Raw genomic sequence first — 22,270 nt, forward strand, 5'->3', positions numbered from 1 at the left:
GTCTCGCCGTAGAGGTTGAGGCTGTGGTAGCATGTACTATGATTACCTTTATTCACACATCATTATTAAATTACTGTGGGATCCATGAGCTATCAGGTACTTGCCCGTAAGTGGCGACCTCAAAAATTTTCAGACGTTGTTGGCCAACAACATGTCTTGACTGCACTTGCTAATGGGCTGGCGCACCAGCGGCTTCATCACGCCTATCTTTTTTCGGGTACCCGCGGCGTTGGGAAAACGACGATTGCACGCCTTTTTGCTAAAGGGCTTAATTGTGAAACAGGGATCACTGCAACACCTTGTGGGCAATGTGCAAACTGTCTCGAAATCGAGCAAGGTCGCTTTGTTGACCTGATTGAAATTGATGCCGCTTCGCGAACTAAAGTCGAAGACACCCGTGAATTGCTGGATAACGTGCAATACGCACCCGCGAGAGGGCGCTTTAAAGTGTACCTTATCGATGAAGTCCATATGCTTTCACGGCACAGTTTCAATGCGCTGTTAAAAACCCTTGAAGAACCGCCTGAGCACGTCAAGTTTTTATTGGCAACAACAGATCCACAAAAACTGCCAGTGACGATTTTATCGCGTTGCTTACAGTTCCATCTTAAAGCGTTGGATGTGACGCAAATCAGTGAACAGCTGGAGGTTATTCTCAATGCCGAAAATATTGAACATGACCTGCGTGCACGCCAGTTAATTGCTCGTGCTGCCGATGGCAGTTTGCGTGATGCATTAAGTTTAACTGACCAAGCCATTGCCATGGGGCAAGGTAAAGTCACCGCAGACATTGTCAGTCAAATGTTAGGGACGCTGGATGATGAGCAACCTTTAGCCATTATCGAAGCCCTCGTTAGAGCCGATAGCATTGCGGTTATGACCCAAGTGGAACACGCGGCAAGTCGCGGTGCTGATTGGGAAAATTTATTAGTCGAAATTTTATCGCAACTGCACCGTATTGCGATGATCCAGCTATTGCCTGCGGAACAAGAAACCGACCCATCTTCAACCGAAGGGCGTTTACGCCAAGTGGCGAGAGTAGTTTCCCCTGCGGATCTGCAACTTTTTTACCAAACACTGCTGGTGGGTAGAAAAGAGCTTCCGTATGCCCCAGAGCGGCGTATGGGGGTTGAAATGACGCTATTGCGAGCGTTAGCTTTTCACCCAAAGAGCGTGATTGAAGAGATTGAACCGCCCCCAAGAATTGTGCAGCAAGCGCCAGTTATAAATCAGCCTGTCGCTCAGCAACGTGTTGCTCCTTCAATGCCGCGTTCAGAAAATTTGCCTGAAAATAGCCCGACAGCGCAATTGCTCAAAGCAAGGCAGGCACTACAAAGTGAGGATCCTAGCCCAAAAAAGGCTAAACCGGTGATGTCTGAAAGGGCAAAGCCGGCGGTATCAGCACTTGAAAGGCTGGCCGCCGTGACCAGCAAACATCAACAAAATGTGGAAAATAGAGTATCTGGGTCTGCGAAATCGGAAAAACCGAAGCAGTACCAGTGGAAGCCGCAAAACGAAGCGGCCATGCAGCCAAAAGAGGCGGTTACGACGCCAACGGAGATCAAAGAGGCACTCGAATACGAGAAAACCCCTGAATTAGCAGTGAAAATTGTCGAAGAAGGGCGTGAGCGAGATAGCTGGTCAGGTAAAATTGCACAATTAAATATTCCAAAGCTAGTTGAACAATTAGCTTTGAATTCATATATAGAAGAATTAAGTGAGTCGCAAATTGTGTTGCATTTGCGCCCCGCTCAGAAACACCTTGATAAACCGGCTGCACACAAAGCACTGGAAGAGGCTCTGAGCGAACTGTATGGTCGTACTGTTGAACTGAAAATCGTTCACGATGATAATAGCGAGGTGAAAACCCCGCTAGAATGGCGACAGGCGATTTATGAAGAGAAACTGGCGCAAGCTCGCCAGTCTATTATTGCGGATAAAACGATTCAAAAATTGCGTTCCATGTTTGATGCGCAGTTGGATGAAGAGAGTATTCGCCCCGTTTAACGCTACAGTCTTATGTTTAGCTGTAGCCTCAGTTGTGAGAGAAAACTATGTTTGGTAAAGGTGGATTGGGTAACCTGATGAAACAGGCCCAGCAAATGCAAGACAAAATGCAGAAAGTTCAGGAAGAAATCGCCAACTTAGAAGCAACAGGTGAATCAGGCGCAGGTCTGGTCAAAGTCACTATCAATGGCTCACACAACTGTCGTCGCGTAGAAATCGACCCAAGCTTGCTCGAAGACGACAAAGATATGCTGGAAGATTTAATTGCTGCGGCATTTAACGATGCAGCGCGTCGTATCGAAGAAACCCAAAAAGAAAAAATGGCGAGTGTTTCCAGTGGTATGCAATTACCACCAGGCTTTAAGATGCCATTCTAATGCAAACCAGTCCGCTTCTTGAATCATTAATGGAAGCTCTGCGCTGCCTTCCCGGTGTCGGGCCCAAGTCAGCGCAGCGAATGGCTTTCCAGCTACTACAGCGTGACCGTAGTGGCGGGATGCGTTTAGCGCAGTCGCTCACACGCGCAATGTCTGAAATTGGCCATTGCCGTGATTGCAGAACATTTACCGAACAAGATGTCTGCAATATTTGCGATAACCCCCGTCGCCAACAAAACGGTTTGATTTGTGTGGTGGAAAGCCCTGCGGATATCTATGCCATTGAGCAAACAGGCCAATTTTCAGGGCGTTATTTCGTTCTGATGGGGCACCTGTCACCGCTAGATGGTATCGGTCCGATGGATATTGGTTTAGACAGGCTTGAAGAGCGCTTAGCTGCCGAAACGATTGTCGAGGTGATTTTAGCCACCAATCCGACGGTAGAAGGCGAAGCGACGGCAAATTATATTGGGCAAATGTGCGCACAATATGGGGTGACGGCGAGCCGTATCGCCCACGGGGTGCCTGTGGGCGGGGAGTTGGAGCTTGTCGATAGCACGACTTTGTCCCATTCGCTCTCAGGCCGCCTTAAACTTTGATATCCTCGTCATACTTTGCACTGTAGCGTTGTTGTCTTCATGCGTTAACCCTAGTCACATACTTGTGTATGCTCCCAGGGATTAACGCATTCGACGCCTAGCTACAGCACAAATTATTTAGAGGATATGATTGAAACTCTCTCATCCGCGGTTTCTTTTAAAATAATTTATGTCGTTATTATTTCCTTTCTAATCATTGGTTTTAGGTTTTTATTCGATAAAAATTTTTGCCTTTGTCGCTTGAATTTCTGTTTTTTGCCCCCAACTAATCTGCATCGGTAAGTCAAACCTATCCAATTAGATTGATGAAATAGAGGCGATTAATGAGTATGAAAGGACAGGAAACACGTGGTTTCCAATCAGAAGTTAAACAACTCCTCCAATTAATGATCCATTCTCTTTATTCCAATAAAGAAATTTTCCTGCGTGAGCTTATCTCGAACGCATCTGATGCGGCAGATAAACTGCGTTTTCGTGCGCTGTCTAAACCAGAATTGTATGAAAATGATGGTGAGTTACGTGTACGCATCAGCGCAGATAAAGACAATGGCACGCTGACCATTAGCGATAACGGTATCGGGATGAGCCGTGACGAGGTGATTGACAACCTTGGGACAATCGCAAAATCAGGTACAAAAGCCTTCTTAGAAACTCTCGGTAGCGACCAAGCTAAAGACAGCCAAATGATTGGCCAGTTCGGCGTGGGCTTCTACTCGGCGTTTATTGTGGCTGACAAAGTTACCGTGCGTAGCCGTGCTGCGGGTGCGCCAGCTGATGAAGGCGTTTTCTGGGAATCTGCGGGCGAGGGTGAATACACCATCGCTGACATCGAAAAAGCAGAGCGTGGGACTGAAATCACCTTACATTTGCGTGATGACGAAAAAGAGTTCCTTGATAACTGGCGTTTACGTTCGGTTATCAGCAAATATTCCGACCATATTGCGCTGCCTGTTGAAATCGAAGATAAAAACGAAGAAGACGGCACGGTCACTTGGGAAAAAATCAACCAAGCAAAAGCGCTGTGGACACGCAGTAAATCTGAAATTTCAGACGAGGAATATGTTGAGTTCTATAAACATATCTCCCATGACTATGCTGACCCACTAACATGGACACACAACCGCGTCGAAGGTAAACAAGAGTACACCAGCTTGTTGTATGTGCCTTCCCAAGCACCATTTGATTTGTGGAATCGCGACCAACAACACGGCTTAAAACTGTATGTTCAGCGTGTATTCATCATGGATGACGCAGAGCAGTTTATGCCAAATTACCTGCGTTTTGTCCGCGGTGTCTTGGATTCCAATGATTTGCCACTAAACGTGTCTCGTGAAATTTTACAAGATAGCGCACTGACTCGTAGCTTACGCAGCGCATTAACGAAACGCGTCCTGCAAATGCTCGAAAAACTGGCAAAATCAGACGCAGAGAAATACCAAGCCTTCTGGCAGCAATTTGGTCTGGTGATGAAAGAAGGCCCTGCGGAAGATATGGCAAACAGCGAAACTATCGCGAAATTGCTACGCTTCGCCACAACACATACCGATAGCAACGTACAAAACGTGTCGTTGGAAGAGTATGTGAGCCGTATGGTTGAAGGTCAGGATAAAATTTACTACATCACCGCAGACAGCTATGCCGCAGCGAAAGGTAGTCCACACCTTGAATTGTTCCGTAAAAAAGGCATTGAAGTCCTGCTGTTATCTGACCGCATTGACGAATGGATGATGAACTACCTGTCTGAGTTTGATGGCAAACAGTTCCAATCAGTCAGTAAAGCAGATGAATCATTGGATAAACTCGCGGATGAAAACAAAGCAGAACAAGAAGAAGCAGACAAACAGCTGGAGCCGTTTGTTGAGCGCGTGAAAACCTTCTTAGGTGAGCGTGTTAAAGAGGTGAAATTAACGCACCGTTTAACCGACACACCTGCGATTGTCACTACCAACGCCGATGAAATGAGTACGCAAATGGCGAAATTATTTGCGGCTGCGGGGCAAGCAGCGCCAGAGGTGAAATATAACTTTGAGCTAAACCCTGCGCACCCATTGGTGAAAAAAGCGTCTGAAGTCTCAGATGAGTCTGTCTTTGCTGACTGGGTGGATGTCCTGCTGGATCAAGCCTTACTGGCAGAACGCGGCACATTAGAAGATCCAAACCTATTTATACGAAAAATCAATGAATTACTTTTAAAGTAACGTGAGCTTGTATTTTCGTTTTTGAACATAAACCGCGCTTTTGCTTATGCTTTAGCGTGGTTTTTTTCTTTTGCGAAAAAAGATAAATGCGAAAACGTTTACGTGTGTTCTTGAGTAATGCGCCATGCTAATGGTATGGTAGCGTGTTTTCTTTTCAAATTATAAAAAACTAAATAGCAAGGGGTTTACGCAATGCGTATCATTCTGCTGGGCGCTCCGGGCGCTGGTAAGGGCACTCAAGCTCAATTTATTATGGAGAAGTTTGGGATCCCACAAATTTCAACAGGTGACATGTTACGTGCAGCTGTTAAATCAGGGAGCGAGTTAGGTTTACAAGCTAAAGAGCTGATGGATAACGGCAAATTAGTGACTGATGAACTCGTTATCGCACTGGTTAATGAGCGCATCAAACAAGATGACTGCCGTAACGGTTTCTTGTTGGATGGGTTCCCTCGCACAATTCCACAAGCGGATGCGATGAAAGAAGCGGGTATCACCGTTGATAACGTACTTGAGTTCGACGTACCAGACGAAATCATTGTTGAGCGTATTATCGGTCGCCGTGTTCACGCACCATCAGGCCGTGTTTACCACGTCAACTTCAATCCACCAAAAGTGGAAGGCAAAGATGATGTGACGGGTGAAGAGCTGACTATTCGTAAAGATGACCAAGAAGACACAGTTCGTAAGCGTCTGGTTGAATACCATGCGTTAACAGCGCCATTGATTGCTTATTACCAAAACGAAGCGAAAGCGGGTAACACCAAATACTTTAAATTAGACGGTACTCGTAAAGTTGCAGAAGTTAGCGCAGAGTTAGCGAAAATTTTAGGTTAATATTTATACGTATCATGCGCTAAATTACAGTATTGATAACTGCAATTCGAATTATTTAGAGTATGAATGTATTATGTGAAGGCAGCGATTATCGCTGCCTTTCTTTTTTATACCACTTGGTGACAAAAATCGTTATTTAACTGTGATAAAGTTGGGAATGATTATCAATTAGGAGCTGTTTCATGTCAGAAAAAAAAACCGGCATTCTGTTAGTTAACCTAGGAACCCCTGATGCCCCAACGACTTCAGCAGTGAGACGCTATTTAGCCGAGTTTCTTAGTGATAAGCGTGTTATTGATGTGCCGAGCTTGATTTGGAAACCCATTTTGCACGGGGCAATTCTGCCACTTCGTTCATCGAAAGTCGCCAAACTCTACCAATCAATTTGGCTTGATGATGGTTCACCTTTATTGGTGTACTCATTGCGCCAAAAGCAAAAATTGGCAGAGTTGATGCCAAATACCCCAGTAGAAATTGGCATGAGCTATGGTTCGCCTTCTGTTAAAAGTGCCGTTGATAAATTAATGGATCAAGGTGTTAATGATTTAGTGGTTTTACCGTTATACCCACAATACTCTTGTACAACAACTGCGGCGGTGTATGACGCAGTAACAAGAGCGTTTCAAGGTAGACGTACCATTCCGTCAGTGCGTTTTATTCGCAGCTATGCGACGCACCCCGCTTATATTCAAGCATTAGTCGCATCAATAGAAGAGAGCTTTGCAGAACATGGTGAACCCGATAGGCTAGTATTGTCGTTCCACGGCATCCCACAGCGTTATTGTGATACAGGGGATATCTACCAGCAAGAATGCGAGCAAACGGCTCAGTCGCTTCGAGAGGCGCTAAATTACCCAAGCGAAAAAGTGTTACTCACTTACCAGTCACGTTTTGGTCGCGAACCTTGGTTGATGCCATATATGGATAAAACCATGCATGAATTACCCTCAGAAGGCGTAAAATCTGTTCAGGTTATTTGCCCAGGTTTTTCGGTTGATTGCTTAGAAACATTAGAAGAAATAAGCGAACAGAATAAAGAGTTTTTTATCAGCAGTGGGGGCAGTAAATATAATTATATAGCGGCGTTAAATGATAATCCAAATAGTATTCGTATGATTAATTTAATTATTCAGGATGAGCTAATTTAGGTTATCGCTTAAATTAGCATTAAAAAGTTCGGTAATCGATATATCAAAATTTCCAATATAGACTATAATAACTTATCTTAAATTATAAATTATTAAAGAAATGTTATGTCTTTTGGAATTAATATGAGCAACGAGCAACCGCCACGAAAGAACATTGAGCAGAAGTCAAACTCTGCTCATCAGTTTCATATTCAGCAGAATGATGAAATTGACCTTATGGCGTTATTGAGTGTTTTATTAAAAAATAAAGTATTGATTATTATTTTTACGGCTTTTTGTATCGCATTAAGTGTGGGGATTGTTAAACTCTTACCTCAAAAGTGGAGTAGTACGGCGATCGTTATTCCACCTATTTCTGAAAACATGAAGGAAGTTAATGCACTAAAAGCCCAATTAGATGTGCTTGAAATTCCTATCGATTTAACCTCTCAACGTATCTTTAATACCTTTATTGACCAATATCGTTCTAAAGTTAATCAAAGCGATTATGTCAAAAGTACAGCGTATTATCATAAGTTTGCACAAAATGTTGATCCTAAAGATGATGTGATGGCACAGCAGCGTTTAGTGAATCAAATCATCAATAACGACATTCAAATCCAAGACCAATCCAAAGAAAAAAATAGTACTTCGAGCGATATCGTCTTGAAATTTACAGCTCCACAGCCAACGGAAGCGCAAGATTTACTGGATGGTTATATCCGCTATAGCGCCTCCAAAGTGAGAAGCCAGATTAAAAACGAAATTGATAATACGGTTTCTCAACAGCTTATTTTTGCCACTGAATCCCTAAAGCGTGAAATGAGCAAAATTCAAACTGAGTACGATGTTAAAGTTGAAAGACTAAAACGTGCGGTTGATATTGCTAAAGCGGCAGGGATTGAAAAGCCCATTGCTAGCGACTCACAGGCGATTAACGACGACCCTGATTACCCTATCGCATTAGGGGCTGAGGCGTTAGAAAAGAAATTGCTGATTGAGACACAAAATCGCGACTTAGCTTTAATGAGTGAAAACCTGCAAAATCGCCAGATTTATATCAATGAAATCAATGAGCTTAAAAGTAAAGAATTGGGTTTTACGCCAGTAACGTTTATCATGCAACCTGATTTGCCATTGAATAAAGAATCACCGAAATCAGCGTTGATAGTGGCATTAAGCGCCATTCTAGGCTTAATTTTAAGCTGTGCATTTGTATTAAGCCGCGAGCTTTATCGCGATTATAAACTGCAAAATCACTAAATTAGCTATACAAAAGACAAACGATGAAGCCAGTGCTTTCTTTGAAGGTGCTGGCTTTATTTTATCGTGCTAGAATAGCGCGATGTTCCATTGTTAATCTTCTTATTATGAAATTCCCCGGTCAACGCAAGTCAAAACACTATTTCCCTGTCAGTCTCAGAGATCCCCTTTTACAGCCATTAAAAGAGACATTGGTAGATGATGAGAATTGTAAATCCTATATTGTCGGGATAGACCAAACTCTTGTGGATATTGAAGCAAAAGTGGATGATGATTTCATCCAACGTTATCAGCTCAGCAAAGGCCACTCATTGGTTATTGAAGATGATGCTGCGGAAGCATTGTATAAAGAACTAACTGACAATGCGCTGATTACGCATGAATTTGCGGGTGGTACTATCGGTAACACACTGCATAATTACTCGGTTTTAGCGGATGATAGATCGGTGTTATTAGGTACAATGTGCAATAACATCCAAATTGGCAGCTATGCTTATCGCTACCTGTGCCACACGTCAAGCCGTATGGATCTTAACTATCTGCAAGGTGTAGATGGGCCTATTGGTCGCTGCTTCACATTGATTACCGAAAATGGTGAGCGGACATTTGCGATTAGCCCTGGTCATATGAATCGTCTGCACCCAATGAGCATCCCTGAAGAGATTATCGCAGGCGCATCGGCATTAGTTTTAACGGCATATTTAGTGCGTTGCAAACCGGGTGAAACCATGCCAGATGCCACGATGCAGGCCATTGCCTATGCAAAAAAACACAATGTGCCAGTAGTGCTTACCCTTGGAACTAAATTTGTGATTGCCCAAGATCCGCAATTTTGGCGTGATTTCCTTGCTGAGCATATTTCAGTTGTCGCGATGAATGAAGATGAAGCACAAGAGCTGACAGGCCTGAGTGACCCGTTATTAGCCTCTAATATGGCATTAGACTGGGTTGATTTGGTGCTCTGTACAGCTGGCCCATCAGGGCTGTATATGGCAGGGTATACGGAAGAGAGCTACAAACGTACAACTCAACATCCATTATTGCCAGGGGCGATTGCCGAATTCAACTTATATGAATTTAGCCGAGCTATGCGTCAGCAAGATTGCCAAGTACCGTTGCGCATATTTTCGCATATTGAGCCGTATATGGGCGGCCCTGAAAAAATCATGAATACAAATGGGGCGGGAGATGGCGCATTATCTGCGTTACTGCATGATATTACTGCAAATTCCTACCATCGTTCCAATGTGCCTAATTCCAGTAAGCATGAGCGTCAATATTTAACCTATTCGTCATTGGCTCAGGTTTGTAAATATGCAAATCGGGTTAGTTATCAAGTGTTAACCCAGCATTCCCCTCGGCTAACTCGTGGGCTTCCTGAAAAAGAAGACAGTTTAGAAGAGTCTTATTGGGAACGTTAATCATTAGATTATAATTTATCCAATTTTGGTATATTTGATTTAAGAACACGTTAATATCAGAAAGGGTATTAACGTGTTTTTATATACTCCATTATGGGTATTTAATTAACACATTAATAAAAGAATAAAACTTAATTTATAAGAAAATGAATGATTCATATTGATAGTGAAAAATGTAGAGAAATAGACAGATATCAACTATCAAAATTGGACGTGAATAATATCACTAATGATGACGAATAATAAAAAACTGCATTTGATATTATTTAATTTCAATATTACAAATGCAGTTATTTTATTATTTAATATTAATTATACTTAACTTTGTTTTGCAACCGCTAACTCAGCATCACCTTTAACGGCATCAACTGCTTTTTGGTCTTCCTCTTCATAACGTAATGCCTGAGGAACTGAAATTTTAATGGCGATAAATACCGCTAAGAAGCCCCCAACCAGTTTTCCTAATAAAATAGGCAGAACGAGTGTTGGTTGGAAGTTGGCGGTAAAGGCTAAGTGATCACCGATGGTCGCTTGTGCACAGACACCAAATGCGACGCACAGAACTTTATCCCTTGCACGCATATCTTTGAATAAATGGTAAGTTGCAATAATGTTTGCCATCACCATGATAAAACCTAATGACCCTGTATCACTTAGTTTCAACCGGTTGCTTAATGCACGGACTAACGGTTTGCAATAACGTTGGAACAGGTAGCAAATTGGGAATGTCCCTGCCAACATGATGCCAATATAACCGGCTATTTCAATGGCGCGGAACAGCTCGTTTTGGTCTGCAAAGAGTGGATCAAAGCCCCACGCACCGAAGACTTTGGTGAATACGCCAGTAAAGTGCTCGACAATCGAGAAAGCCAGAACCAGTTTGACAAAGGCATCCATAATCTTACCGAAGATTAAAAACCCTGTAACCATCAGCATCGGGCGGTATTTCAAACCTGCAGCCAATAAGAAACAGAAGACAAACAGCGGCATCAGATATTGCAGCATCGTCATAAAATCTAAGGTGAGCTGGTGTGCTGCGGGGGAATTGGTCGAAATGATATCGCGAACAGGGATATTATTGAATGTGATTAATAATAGCGAAGCTAACACGCCAAATGGAATCGATATCAATCCTGCCATTGCACCAAGCGCGAGGTATTTGTGATCTTTGCGATTTAACATGGTTAAGCCAACAGGGATCAGATACACAATTGTTGCCCCTGAGGTATAGCCGATCAACATTGCAGTGATCCACATATCACGGTTGGTGGTTAACGCATCTGCAAGCTGGTAGCCGCCCATATCAACGGCAATGATCGACAATGCGGCGATAGAGACATCGGAGCCCACAGACGAGAAAATAGGCCCTAAAACATAAGAAATTAATTGAGAAAGCAGCGGTACAGCAGCCATGATCCCCGCTTGTGCAAGGAATACAGGGCCAATGGAGAATATACCGTTAACAAACTCTTTGCCCAGATCACTGGCAGGTCTAACGATAGAGGCGACAGCACCAATAATGGCACCGCACATGATTAAATAGATAATGTAATTTCCGAATTCAGCCATGGTAGGGTTTCCTTTTATTATTTTAGTGTCTTAATTGGCGAGAACGGGCAATGATGTCGCGGTACTGTTCCATCACACCTTGCATGTTGGTGCCATCGGGGCGTGTTATGGTTGCATTGCGCCTAACTGCCATATCGTGAGTCAGCCCTAACCCTTTGCGTGCCAATAAGGCCGCGCCAAGTGCAGTCACTTCACGGTTTGCTGGTGCTTCAATGTTTTTTTGTAATAAATTGGCTAAAAATTGCTTAAAGTACTGATTTGAAGAAAGCCCTCCATCGACAGAGATTGATTGTCCCAGTGGTGAAATTTTTTCCATTGCAAAAATGACTTCAGCAGAGCGGGCAGCAATGCCTTCAAGTACCGACTGCATCATGTCTTTTTTGTCTGTATCTAATGAAAGCCCTGCCCATAGGCCAGCTGCACTGCGATCCCAATACGGGCAGCCTAAGCCTGATAAAGCGGGGACAAACGCTAAACCACGCTTAATAGCGGGTTCTGCTCTGAAATCACTTAGTTCATCAAATTGGTCAAATAATCCAATTTTTCTTGCCCAATTAATGGCAGACGCCGCGTTATACACACCGCCATCCAAGCCAAAAACAGGAGCTTCATTCGGGAATTTCCAACATAACGTGGGTAATAAGCCACTTTCGTGGGTTTGTGGGATTTCAGCCCCGGTGAGTGCCTGTAAAAAAGCGCCTGTACCAAAGGTAATTTTGGCATCGCCTTTTTCACGGCAACCGTGACCGAATGTGCCTGCAAACTGGTCAACGATAACAGCCGTAACAGGGGTTAAGTGGCCATCGAGGTTGATAGCCCCGAAATCACCAATGTTGTCTTTAATCGGTGGAAGACAATGAATAGGCACACCGAAAATGTCACACAGCTCTTGATCCCACTCTAATGTGTGGATATTGAGTAAAGAGGTACGTGAGGCGGAATTATAGTCAGTCGCAAACACATCACATAAGCGGTCAAGGAAAAACGCATCCATCGTGCCAATACGCAGTTTATTTTTGTCTGCTAACGTTTTGGCTCCCACCACATTTTCCATGATCCAACCCATTTTGCTGGCGGAAAAATAAGGGTCGAGGGGTAAACCTGATTTGGATTGAACTCGGGGTTCTAGTCCAGCCTCTTTGAGCTGAGAAATCATTTTTTCAGTACGCAAATCCTGCCAAACGATTGCATTGTAAAGCGGGAGTTTGCTGTCAGCATCCCACGCCACGATACTTTCGCCTTGGTGGCATAAGCCAATGGCGTCAACGACCTCGCAGCTATTCAAGCACTTAATGATATTGGCGAGTATTTCCTCAGGGTCGTGTTCAACCCAACCACTGTTCAAGGTGATTTGCTTATGAGGAATACTCATCGGGGAGTAATAGTGCCCGCCTTCTTCGAAGACCACGACCCGGGTTCCCGTTGTTCCTTGATCGATAGCGGCATAACGTTGATTGAGCATCACAGTATTCCCAGTGTTATAAATGTTGTAAATAGGTCTGTTTTTTTGCCTACTATCGTTTAATCGGAAGGAAAGTCCACAAAAAACTCACAATAAGTTTCACTGATGTGACAAAAATCACAATAAAGCAACAATGTGAGTAGTTTCTGGGTTATTGTTGTGCTTTGTGTTGTTTTAATTATTGTGATTGTGGGAATTATGTGGTTTTATGTGTGCAAGCAAGTTTTAAGTAAAGGATCTCAGCCATGGATATTAATAATAAAAAAATTTGGGATGTCATTGTCATAGGCGGTGGTGTCATTGGCTGTGCAGTGACACGTAAATTCACCTTGATGGGGGCGAAAACATTGCTGCTTGAGCGAGGTGGAGACATCTTATCAGGGGCAAGTAAGGCCAACAGCGCATTATTACATACCGGTTTTGACGCCACACCAGGGAGTCTTGAACTGGAATGCATGCAAGATGGGTATCGCGAATTCCTTGAAATCAGAGAAAAAATGAATTTGCCGATCCTCGAAACGGGGGCATTAGTTGTTGCATGGAATGAAGAACAACTGAGTAAGTTGCCAAGTATTGTTGAACAAGCTCACACAAACAACGTATTAGATGTGGCAATTATTGATAAAGACGAGTTATATCGCCGCGAACCTCACTTAGCAGACGGAGCGCTTGCTGCGGTGTCTGTTCCTGGTGAAGCGGTGATTGACCCATGGAGCACGCCACTATCTTACTTAACCCAAGCAGTAAAACACGGTGCGCAATACCATTTTCACTGTGAAGTTAAAGGCGGTGAGCTAAATGAAGGATTGTGGCATTTAACCACAACAAAAGGTGAGTTTTCTGCCCGATTAGTGATTAACTGCGCAGGGATTAATGGGGATATTGTTGAGTCGATTTGTCATCCATCACCATTCCAAATAAAACCGCGTAAAGGGCAGTTTTTGGTGTATGACAAGGCCGCTGCTGCGGATATCAATGCGATTATTTTGCCTGTACCAACCGCTATCACGAAGGGCGTTTTGTTATCAAAAACCATTTTCGGTAATTTATTGTTAGGGCCAACCGCAGAAGAACAAGAAGACCGTTGGAAAGCCGAGGTCAAACAAGAGGTGATGGAAGATTTAATCGCCCAAGGTTCGCGCATGTTGCCCTCTTTGCACAATTATAGCGTGACCGCGACTTACGCGGGGTTACGGCCTGCAACAGAAGAGAAATATTATCGCATTAATGATTACCCTGAAAAACAATGGATTTGTGCCGGAGGGATACGCTCAACAGGCTTAACATCCGCATTGGGTGTGGCGAACTACTTGGGTAAACTGTACCAAGAAAACTTCACGCCATTATTTGAATTATCACCGCCAGAAACACTTATTTGGCCAACTATGCCCTCTATTTCTGAATACCATCAGCGTGATTACCAATGTAAAAGTAATGGTGGCATTGTGTGCCATTGTGAGTTGGTCACTCAGCGTGAAATCGAAGCGACATTTGACTCCGATATTCCCCCCGAATGTTTGGGGGCCTTGCGCCGTAGGACTCGGGTGATGATGGGGCGCTGTAATGGGTTTTATTGTAGCAGCCAAGTGGCAGAAATTATAAATGGTCGCTTTGACCATACACTGGCAGTGGAGGCCGTGAAATGAGTTTACATTATGATGTGATTATCATTGGTTCAGGGCCAACTGGTATTGCTGCGGCTCACACTCTACGTCGTCGTGGTATTAAAAATATCGCTATCCTTGAGCGCGAATCCCATGCAGGCGGTGTTCCTCGCCATTGTCAGCACCCAACATTTGGTTTGTTGGTATTTAAAAGGCCGATGAAAGGCAATCAATTTGCCGCAAAAATTGTTGAGAGTCTCGGCGATACGCCCATCTTTACCCGCAGCACCGTGACACAGCTTTATCCGAATGGAAAACTGACCGTTTCTACCGCTGATGGGTTAGTTGAGATGCACGCTAAGCGCATCCTGATAGCGACAGGTGTTCGTGAAACACCACGACATCCACGTTTGGTATCAGGCCTTCGTCCGCAAGGTGTTTTAACTGCTGGGGCATTGCAGCAGTTTGTTTACCTTAATGGTAAAAAACCGTGCCGAAACCCAGTCATTGTGGGCAGTGAGTTAGTCAGTTTTTCCGCACTGTGGACATTAAAAAATGCAGGCGTAAAAGCGCAAGCAATGGTGGAAAGTGGGGAGCGCATTCTGGCATTCAAACCTGCGACCTTATTCGCTAAAGCGATGGGAACACCCGTTTATTTAAACAGTAAAATCACCGAAATTGGTGGTCTTGACCGTGTAGAGTATGTGATGGTGGAAACCAACGGTAAAAACCACAAAATTGAGTGTGATTCGGTCATTTTTACGGGACAATTTGTGGGTGAAAATACATTAATTCGCAAAAGCCACCTTGAATTTGATGCAAGTACAGGGAAGCCTGTGACAGACCAATTTAGTCGCTGCTCAGATGGGGCATATTACGCCGCGGGTAATATGTTGCACCCTGCGGATATGGGCGACCAGTGCTACCAAGAAGGATTATTGACGGGTGAATATATTGCGAATGATTTATTAGCGAATCATCATCAACCGCAAATTCAGCCTGTACAGCGCATTCCAGTAAGCAGAGACCCAAACGTCAGTTTTAGTGTTCCTGCGTGTATCGATATGGATGCTGTTGCTCGAGGTTGTATGGATTTCAACATTAAAGTCGAGCAAGCGGTTCAAGGAACAATCAAAGTGATAGCGGGGAATACAGTGCTGTATGAGAAAAAACACCGTTGTTTACCAACAAGACGTATTTTATTGAAAAATATCGATTTAACAAAAATACAACCAGATGCTACTGAAATTCGCATCACTGTTGTATAGTGCTGGAAATGTTAAATGGTCAAGAAGGATTAAACTATGTGTGAAGGGCGCTCTTCAAAAGTACGGCATCAAACCATCATTGAGTTATTGTCGACTCAAGGTCAGGTGTACGTGCAGGAGCTCGCAAAGCATTTTAATGTCGCGCAGGAAACAATCCGTCGAGATCTCAGTAAATTAGAATCACAAAAGTTACTAAAGAAAGTCCATGGTGGGGCGGTGAATATTCAGTCAAAATTTGAGCGAAATTTTACTGAACGCGCCCAAGCGGCTGTGGATGAGAAAAAAGCCATTGCAATCAAGGCTGCTGAATTGGTTAAACCTGGCGATACCTTATTTATTGATTTTGGTACGACGACGTTTGAATTTAGCCAACGTATTAAGCTAATTGATAATTTAACAGTGATCACCAATTCGCCACTATTAGCAACGACGCTACAAGAAAACCCATCCATTGAAACCATTTTAATTGGTGGGCAGTTTAATGCGGCACAAAACGCCTGTTTAGGAGCGATTGCGCTAAAAAATATTGCTGAGTTTTTTGCTGATTATGCCGTGATTGGTGCAGGGGCTATTCACGCACTACACGGCGTGATGGATCAGCATGTGGATGAAGCGGCTATTGCACAAAAAATGATGGAAAACAGTGACAAACTGATTGTGCTGGCGGATGGCACGAAGGCCAATAAGCACGCAATTAATTTTGTCACGAATTGGGACAATATCGATTATCTAGTGACAACCAGTAAAGAATTTAAATTACCCGAAAATAACAAGCGACCGAAAACCAAAATTATCATCGCTGATATCGAATAAATTTTAATGTAGTACCTATTTAAACCTATCCCTTGGAAAATATTCACGTATTTTTCACGGGATAACTGTACCTAAAATTTGAACACACCAACATCAGGAATTATTATGAGCCTTTATTTTATTGCTTGCCCTTATTCAGACCCAGACAGCAACGTGGTTGAAATGCGCTTCCAAGAAAGTACAAGAGTCGCTGCAGAACTCGCGCTTAAAGGAATAGCCACCTATAGCCAAATCACCATGACACATCCAATCAATCAATATTTGGCCGCAGAAGGTAAAAAAGTCGCATGGTCATCCATCGACATGGAATTTTTAACGCGCTGTGATGGGCTGATAGTGCTGACGTTACCGGGCTGGGAGAAAAGTGGTGGAGTGGCAGCAGAGATCCAATTCTTCAAAGAGCGTGGTTTACCTGTGTGGACTTATGATGAGTTTACTAATCATAATTCACTTTGATGAGATAAGGTCAAAGATAAAAAAGGAAGCCATGGCTTCCTTTTTGTATTTATGGAGAGAGGAGGTTAGTGAGCAGGTTTTAGATAGTCATCTAAATTTTTGCCTTCACCTTTTTTATCGTTGTCGCCATCGAGTATATCATCGATAGAACAACCGAACTCTTCCACATCATTACACATGAGTGTTGCCATGGATTTGGCAATTTCATGTTCACCAATGATAATGTGATCGGCGCCGCGCTCTTTAATAAAGCTGACTTCGTCATCATAGTGGGCACGAACAATAACGGTCACGTCCGGGTTCATTTCTTTCGCGGTCGCGACGATTTCACCTGCTTCATAACCATTTGGAATAGTTAATAATAACGTTTTGGCGCACTCAATGCGGGCAAGGCTGATGGTTTCTTTATTCGCACCGTTGCCGAGGATAGCACTGAAGCCATTTTCCGCCAGTTCTTCAAAGCGAGCACGTGTGTCTTCCACGACGACGACAGGGATTTCACGTCTACGCAGTTTGTCCGCTAACATGCCACCCACACGGCCGTAACCGACGATAATGGCGTGGCCGCAGATATCTACAGGCACTTGCGTTTCTTCTTCTAACGTTTCTTCCAGAAGTTGCTCTTCAATCGTTTCGGTTCTTTCAAGGTATTTATCTAACAGACTAAATAATACTGGGTTAAGCATAATCGAAACGATGGCACCCGCTAACACCAAGTTCTGCGCGTCTTTATCCATCACACCGAGGGTTAAACCCATACCAGCTAAGATAAACGCGAACTCACCGATTTGAGCAAGGCTGACGGAAATAGTGAGTGCGGTTCGCCGTGAGTGCCCAAACATCCTGACAAGCACCAAGGCGGCAGCAGACTTACCAATAATAATGATAGCCAGAACAGCTAAGATGCCAAGAGGTTGCTGGATCAGAACCATCGGGTCGAAAAGCATACCGACGGAAACGAAGAACAGAACTGCAAACGCATCACGCAGTGGTAAGGTGTCTTGTGCTGCACGGTGGCTTAGCTCAGACTCATTTAATACCATACCCGCGAAGAATGCGCCCAGTGCAAATGAAGCATCAAAGATAGCCACTGCTGCATATGCGATGCCTAACGCAAGGGCAAGGACAGCCAAGGTGAATAGTTCACGAGAACCCGTTGATGCGGTACGTGACAAAATCCAAGGAATGACCTTACGACCGACCACAATCATAATGAATATGAATAGAACAACTTTACCAATTGTCCATACAAGGCCAAGTGCGAGCTCACTGAAGCTTGCATCATCCGTATTCATAATCGCGGCGGTGGCAGGAAGCAGTACCAAGGTAAGAACCATGGCTAAGTCTTCCACGATCAGCCAGCCGATGGCAATCTGCCCGCGTTGGCTTTCAATCAGTTGCCGTTCTTCTAATGCACGTAATAAAACAACGGTACTGGCGGTTGAAAGACATAAACCAAAGACAATACCGGTAAAAATGCCCCAGCCAAATAGCATCGATAAGCCAAGGCCTAATAGGGTAGCGACTGCGATTTGCGCGATTGCGCCGGGGATAGCGATGGCTTTAACAGCCAACAAATCTTTGAGTGAAAAGTGTAAACCCACGCCGAACATCAGCAAAATAACACCGATTTCAGCTAATTCAGGTGCAAGCGCTGCATCTGCCACAAACCCGGGGGTAAATGGACCTGCAAGGACACCTGCTGCAAGGTAGCCCACAAGTGGGGAGATTTTTAATCGCTGCGCGATCATACCTAACAAATATGCAAGGGCGAGACCACCAACAATGGTTGTGATTAAGGGCGTTGAATGCTCCATTTAGTCTCCTCTGATTAGTATGAAAATATAAGGTGGGTACATGCCGTTGACTTTTAAAATGAGGCTTTCATTTTAAAATGCCAAATTGCATGTTTTTCTATTTTAACTTTTTTTGAGAAATATTTCCTTAAAAAAATGAAATGTTTTTAAAAAAAAGACAGGCTAAAGGTGCTAAATCGTTACAAACTTTAAGATTAGGGGATTTTTAGCTGAAATTTTTATGAAATATGGCGGGAAAGACCCACACTTATTTTTAAGTAAGTGTGGGTAAAATAAGAAAATAAACCTATTTATGGCCGATATTTGGTAACAATACTGTAAAAATTCCAAGTAAAGGCAAGAAAGCGCAATAATGATAAACTTGCTCAATACTGGTTTGGTCAGCAATATGGCCTAAAACTGCCGCGCCAACACCACCCATTCCGAATGCTAGACCGAAGAACAACCCCGATACCATGCCTGTTTTACCGGGGATCAGCTCTTGGGCATATACCAAAATAGCAGAAAACGCGGAAGCTAATATCATCCCAATGATCACTGTAAGCACGCCTGTCCAGTACAGTGAGGCATACGGTAAAATGAGGGTAAAAGGTGCGACACCGAGGATTGAGAACCAAATAACGTACTTACGGCCTATTTTATCCCCAATAGGGCCGCCAATCATTGTCCCTGCGGCAACAGCAAATAAGAAAACAAACAGATGTATCTGGGCATTTTGCACAGATACACCAAACTTCTCTATAAGATAAAAGGTGTAATAGCTGCTAATGCTCGCCAAATAGAAATATTTAGAAAAAATCAGAACTAATAACACGGCTAATGAGCCAATAACTGCCTTGCGAGGCAGAACTTTAATATCACCCGCAGAAATCGGTTTTTTACTGGCAGCACGATGTTGCTGCTTATACCAATTACTGACTTGCAGTAAAATCACGATCGCTAATAAAGCCGCAAGGGAGAACCAACCTAAGTTACCTTTCCCATAAGGTTCAATAATTAACGCTGCAAGCAATGGCCCTAATGATGCCCCTAAATTACCGCCCACTTGGAAAAACGACTGAGCAAGGCCATGGCGACCGCCTGAAGCCATACGTGCTACACGGGATGATTCTGGGTGGAAGACCGAAGAACCCGTCCCAACTAAAGCGGCTGCAAATAAAATCATTGGGAAGGTTTCTGCCATCGCCAATAAAATTAACCCCGTCAATGTAAAGCTCATGCCAATTGGTAAGGAATATGGCTGCGGGTGTTTATCCGTGTAATAGCCAATAATAGGCTGAAGTAGGGATGCCGTAATCTGATACGTCAGAGTGATCATCCCGATTTGCGCGAAACTTAGGGAGAAATCAGATTGTAATAAAGGATAAATCGCCAAAATTAGCGATTGGATCATATCGTTTAATAAATGGGAGACACTAATTGCCGTCAGAATACTAAAGACGGTTTTCCCTGTTTTATTCACGGGTTTTGATGGACTAGCGTTGTTAGGGGTTGTGGTTTGCTCACTCATAATTATCAGCTTTCTGTGTTACATAATTGTTATCAATATAACTGAAATACAATTTATTGAAATGAATAAATAAGTCACATGAAAAATAACAGCAGTGAATTATTTGACGGCGATCTCATTTTTATGAAACGAATTTCTTATTCTGCAAGAGGTATCAAATCTTGCTCATATTTTTATGCTATAAATCTGCGGGCAGTGACAAACTATAATCTAATATTCGTGAATAAAAATTCCTATACCAGCAGGGAGAAGTGTATGAAGTTTGCATTTAAAGCATCCGCGTGTGCATTAACTGTATCGTTAGCGTTAATACCCGCAACGATGGCAAACGCGTGGGAAAAAGACAAAACCTACAATATCACTATTTTGCACACAAATGACCATCATGGCCATTTTTGGCATAACGACCACGGTGAATACGGTTTAGCAGCACAAAAAACCGTTGTTGATGAAATTCGCAACGAAGTAGCGAAGCAAGGTGGCAGCGTATTGCTACTCTCTGGTGGTGATATTAATACAGGTGTGCCTGAATCTGATTTACAAGACGCAGAGCCTGATTTTAAAGGGATGAATTTAGTGGGCTACGATGCAATGGCATTGGGCAATCATGAGTTCGATAACCCGCTTGAAACACTGCGTCAGCAAGAGAAATGGGCTACTTTCCCATTCTTATCTGCCAATATTTACCAAACCAGTACTGGCAAACGTCTATTTAAACCTTACCAAGTATTTGATAAGCAAGGTGTAAAGATTGCGGTGATGGGGCTGACCACCGATGACACTGTTCGTATCGGTAACCCAGCGAACTTCCCTGATGTGGAATTCCGCGTACCCGCAGATGAAGCGAAAAAAGTCGTTGAAGAACTGCGTCAGACTGAAAAACCTGACATTATTATCGCAGCAACCCATATGGGGCACTATGATAACGGCAACCACGGTTCTAACGCACCGGGTGACGTCGAAATGGCACGCAGCTTACCAGCTGGTTATTTAGATATGATAGTGGGTGGTCACTCACAAGACCCTGTTTGTATGTCCCAAGAAAATAAAGACTACAAACAAGCGGACTATGTACCGGGTACACCGTGTGCGCCAGACAATCAAAATGGTACATGGATTGTTCAGGCCCATGAGTGGGGTAAATATGTTGGACGTGCTGATTTCGAATTCAAAAACGGCAAATTTACCTTAAAACATTACCAGTTAATTCCAATTAACTTGAAGAAAAAAGTCACTAAAGAAGATGGCAGCAGTGAGCGCGTTTATTACACGCAGGAAATTGCACACAACCCAGATATGATGAAGTTACTGACTCCATACCAAGAGAAAGGTGATAAGCAATTAAGCGTCAAGGTAGGCTCTGTTGAAGGCAAACTGGAAGGCGACCGTAGCAAAGTACGTTTTGTGCAAACAAATATGGGTCATCTTCTGTTAGCTGCTCAAAAAGAGCGTGCGGGTGCTGACTTTGCCATTATGAGCGGTGGTGGTGTCCGTGATTCTATCGAAAGCGGTGATATTACCTATAAAGATGTACTCAAGGTTCAACCATTTGCGAACGAGTTAGTTTACGTTGATTTTAAAGGGGATGAAGTCATTCCTTACCTGACAGCGGTTGCGAATATGAAACCGGATGCAGGGGCGTATGGCCAATTCTATAATGTGAATTTAACGTTAAATAAAGACGGTACGATTAGCGATGTAAAAATCGATGGTAAACCTGTTGATACATCAAAAACTTACCGTATGGCGACATTAAACTTTAATGCGATTGGTGGTGATGGCTATCCGAAAATTGATAATCACCCTAACTATGTAAATACTGGATTTGTAGATGCAGAGGTGCTCAAAGGTTATATTGAGAAACACTCTCCATTGAAAGCCGCAGATTACGAACCAAAAGGTGAAATTATTTATAATAATAAATAATTTTTCGAAAATAAGG

Annotated in this window: 17 protein-coding genes; 13 read left to right on the plus strand and 4 right to left on the minus strand. The window is 43.4% G+C overall.

Annotation, left to right across the window (positions count from 1 at the left end):
* Positions 1–84: 84 nt before the first annotated feature.
* The 8 genes from dnaX (at position 85) to AC4IFT_RS00675 (ending at position 9,829) form a co-directional block, all read left to right on the plus strand.
* Positions 85–2,007, plus strand: a complete 1,923-nt coding sequence (gene dnaX / locus AC4IFT_RS00640) for a DNA polymerase III subunit gamma/tau (protein ID WP_490750363.1) — start codon at positions 85–87, stop codon at positions 2,005–2,007.
* A gap of 47 nt (positions 2,008–2,054) precedes the next feature.
* Complete coding sequence (locus AC4IFT_RS00645; RefSeq protein WP_070925175.1) at positions 2,055–2,384, plus strand: YbaB/EbfC family nucleoid-associated protein; 330 nt, start codon at positions 2,055–2,057, stop codon at positions 2,382–2,384.
* Entirely contained in the window at positions 2,384–2,983 is a 600-nt protein-coding gene (gene recR, locus AC4IFT_RS00650; protein WP_273803791.1) for a recombination mediator RecR, read from the plus strand. The genes AC4IFT_RS00645 and recR overlap by 1 nt, the downstream gene beginning before the upstream one ends.
* Positions 2,984–3,312: 329 nt before the next feature.
* A complete protein-coding gene (gene htpG / locus AC4IFT_RS00655; protein ID WP_490734634.1) occupies positions 3,313–5,181 on the plus strand; it encodes a molecular chaperone HtpG in 1,869 nt (622 codons plus the stop codon).
* A 192-nt stretch (positions 5,182–5,373) separates the two neighbouring features.
* Positions 5,374–6,018, plus strand: coding sequence for an adenylate kinase (adk, locus tag AC4IFT_RS00660; RefSeq protein WP_206082928.1), 645 nt, complete (start codon positions 5,374–5,376; stop codon positions 6,016–6,018).
* A 182-nt stretch (positions 6,019–6,200) separates the two neighbouring features.
* On the plus strand, positions 6,201–7,166 hold the full coding sequence (hemH, locus tag AC4IFT_RS00665; protein ID WP_490734612.1) for a ferrochelatase: 966 nt from the start codon (positions 6,201–6,203) through the stop codon (positions 7,164–7,166).
* A gap of 123 nt (positions 7,167–7,289) precedes the next feature.
* Entirely contained in the window at positions 7,290–8,408 is a 1,119-nt protein-coding gene (gene wzz(fepE), locus AC4IFT_RS00670; RefSeq protein WP_490750364.1) for an LPS O-antigen length regulator Wzz(fepE), read from the plus strand.
* Between the two features lie 107 nt (positions 8,409–8,515).
* Entirely contained in the window at positions 8,516–9,829 is a 1,314-nt protein-coding gene (locus tag AC4IFT_RS00675; RefSeq protein WP_490750365.1) for an inosine/guanosine kinase, read from the plus strand.
* 318 nt (positions 9,830–10,147) lie between these two features.
* Here AC4IFT_RS00675 and eutH read toward each other — a convergent pair whose 3' ends face one another.
* On the minus strand, positions 10,148–11,398 hold the full coding sequence (gene eutH, locus AC4IFT_RS00680) for an ethanolamine utilization protein EutH (RefSeq protein WP_490750366.1): 1,251 nt from the start codon (positions 11,396–11,398) through the stop codon (positions 10,148–10,150).
* 22 nt (positions 11,399–11,420) lie between these two features.
* Positions 11,421–12,860 (minus strand): FGGY family carbohydrate kinase, encoded by a 1,440-nt coding sequence (locus AC4IFT_RS00685; protein ID WP_490750448.1) that lies wholly within the window; start codon positions 12,858–12,860, stop codon positions 11,421–11,423.
* A 245-nt stretch (positions 12,861–13,105) separates the two neighbouring features.
* Between AC4IFT_RS00685 and AC4IFT_RS00690 the strand changes: the two genes are divergently transcribed.
* The 4 genes from AC4IFT_RS00690 (at position 13,106) to AC4IFT_RS00705 (ending at position 17,001) form a co-directional block, all read left to right on the plus strand.
* A complete protein-coding gene (locus AC4IFT_RS00690; protein ID WP_490750367.1) occupies positions 13,106–14,506 on the plus strand; it encodes an NAD(P)/FAD-dependent oxidoreductase in 1,401 nt (466 codons plus the stop codon).
* Positions 14,503–15,732: an NAD(P)/FAD-dependent oxidoreductase gene (locus AC4IFT_RS00695; RefSeq protein ID WP_490750368.1), complete on the plus strand. Its 1,230-nt coding sequence runs from the start codon at positions 14,503–14,505 to the stop codon at positions 15,730–15,732. Before AC4IFT_RS00690 ends, AC4IFT_RS00695 begins: the two co-directional genes overlap by 4 nt.
* Before the next feature lie 36 nt (positions 15,733–15,768).
* Positions 15,769–16,545 carry a DeoR/GlpR family DNA-binding transcription regulator gene (locus tag AC4IFT_RS00700; protein WP_490750369.1) on the plus strand — a complete coding sequence of 259 codons (777 nt, stop codon included), beginning with the start codon at positions 15,769–15,771 and terminating at the stop codon, positions 16,543–16,545.
* A gap of 105 nt (positions 16,546–16,650) precedes the next feature.
* Entirely contained in the window at positions 16,651–17,001 is a 351-nt protein-coding gene (locus AC4IFT_RS00705) for a DUF1937 family protein (RefSeq protein ID WP_490750370.1), read from the plus strand.
* A 65-nt stretch (positions 17,002–17,066) separates the two neighbouring features.
* Here AC4IFT_RS00705 and ybaL read toward each other — a convergent pair whose 3' ends face one another.
* Complete coding sequence (gene ybaL, locus AC4IFT_RS00710; protein WP_490735223.1) at positions 17,067–18,818, minus strand: YbaL family putative K(+) efflux transporter; 1,752 nt, start codon at positions 18,816–18,818, stop codon at positions 17,067–17,069.
* 286 nt (positions 18,819–19,104) lie between these two features.
* Positions 19,105–20,328 (minus strand): MFS transporter, encoded by a 1,224-nt coding sequence (locus AC4IFT_RS00715; RefSeq protein ID WP_490735221.1) that lies wholly within the window; start codon positions 20,326–20,328, stop codon positions 19,105–19,107.
* Positions 20,329–20,583: 255 nt separating this feature from the next.
* On the opposite strand from AC4IFT_RS00715, the gene ushA reads away from it, so the two are divergent.
* On the plus strand, positions 20,584–22,254 hold the full coding sequence (gene ushA / locus AC4IFT_RS00720; RefSeq protein WP_273803784.1) for a bifunctional UDP-sugar hydrolase/5'-nucleotidase UshA: 1,671 nt from the start codon (positions 20,584–20,586) through the stop codon (positions 22,252–22,254).
* Positions 22,255–22,270: the final 16 nt, after the last annotated feature.

It is taken from the genome of Providencia sp. UF-183 (assembly GCF_058246155.1).

Bases quoted from the DNA above. Each gene is read 5' to 3' on its own strand.
- adk (WP_206082928.1), top strand. From the start codon at position 5,374: ATGCGTATCATTCTGCTGGGCGCTCCGGGCGCTGGTAAGGGCACTCAA.
- AC4IFT_RS00695 (WP_490750368.1), top strand. From the start codon at position 14,503: ATGAGTTTACATTATGATGTGATTATCATTGGTTCAGGGCCAACTGGT.
- AC4IFT_RS00645 (WP_070925175.1), top strand. From the start codon at position 2,055: ATGTTTGGTAAAGGTGGATTGGGTAACCTGATGAAACAGGCCCAGCAA.
- AC4IFT_RS00675 (WP_490750365.1), top strand. From the start codon at position 8,516: ATGAAATTCCCCGGTCAACGCAAGTCAAAACACTATTTCCCTGTCAGT.
- AC4IFT_RS00705 (WP_490750370.1), top strand. From the start codon at position 16,651: ATGAGCCTTTATTTTATTGCTTGCCCTTATTCAGACCCAGACAGCAAC.
- dnaX (WP_490750363.1), top strand. From the start codon at position 85: ATGAGCTATCAGGTACTTGCCCGTAAGTGGCGACCTCAAAAATTTTCA.
- AC4IFT_RS00685 (WP_490750448.1), bottom strand. From the start codon at position 12,860: ATGCTCAATCAACGTTATGCCGCTATCGATCAAGGAACAACGGGAACC.
- ushA (WP_273803784.1), top strand. From the start codon at position 20,584: ATGAAGTTTGCATTTAAAGCATCCGCGTGTGCATTAACTGTATCGTTA.
- htpG (WP_490734634.1), top strand. From the start codon at position 3,313: ATGAAAGGACAGGAAACACGTGGTTTCCAATCAGAAGTTAAACAACTC.
- hemH (WP_490734612.1), top strand. From the start codon at position 6,201: ATGTCAGAAAAAAAAACCGGCATTCTGTTAGTTAACCTAGGAACCCCT.
- AC4IFT_RS00690 (WP_490750367.1), top strand. From the start codon at position 13,106: ATGGATATTAATAATAAAAAAATTTGGGATGTCATTGTCATAGGCGGT.
- recR (WP_273803791.1), top strand. From the start codon at position 2,384: ATGCAAACCAGTCCGCTTCTTGAATCATTAATGGAAGCTCTGCGCTGC.
- ybaL (WP_490735223.1), bottom strand. From the start codon at position 18,818: ATGGAGCATTCAACGCCCTTAATCACAACCATTGTTGGTGGTCTCGCC.
- AC4IFT_RS00715 (WP_490735221.1), bottom strand. From the start codon at position 20,328: ATGAGTGAGCAAACCACAACCCCTAACAACGCTAGTCCATCAAAACCC.
- eutH (WP_490750366.1), bottom strand. From the start codon at position 11,398: ATGGCTGAATTCGGAAATTACATTATCTATTTAATCATGTGCGGTGCC.
- AC4IFT_RS00700 (WP_490750369.1), top strand. From the start codon at position 15,769: ATGTGTGAAGGGCGCTCTTCAAAAGTACGGCATCAAACCATCATTGAG.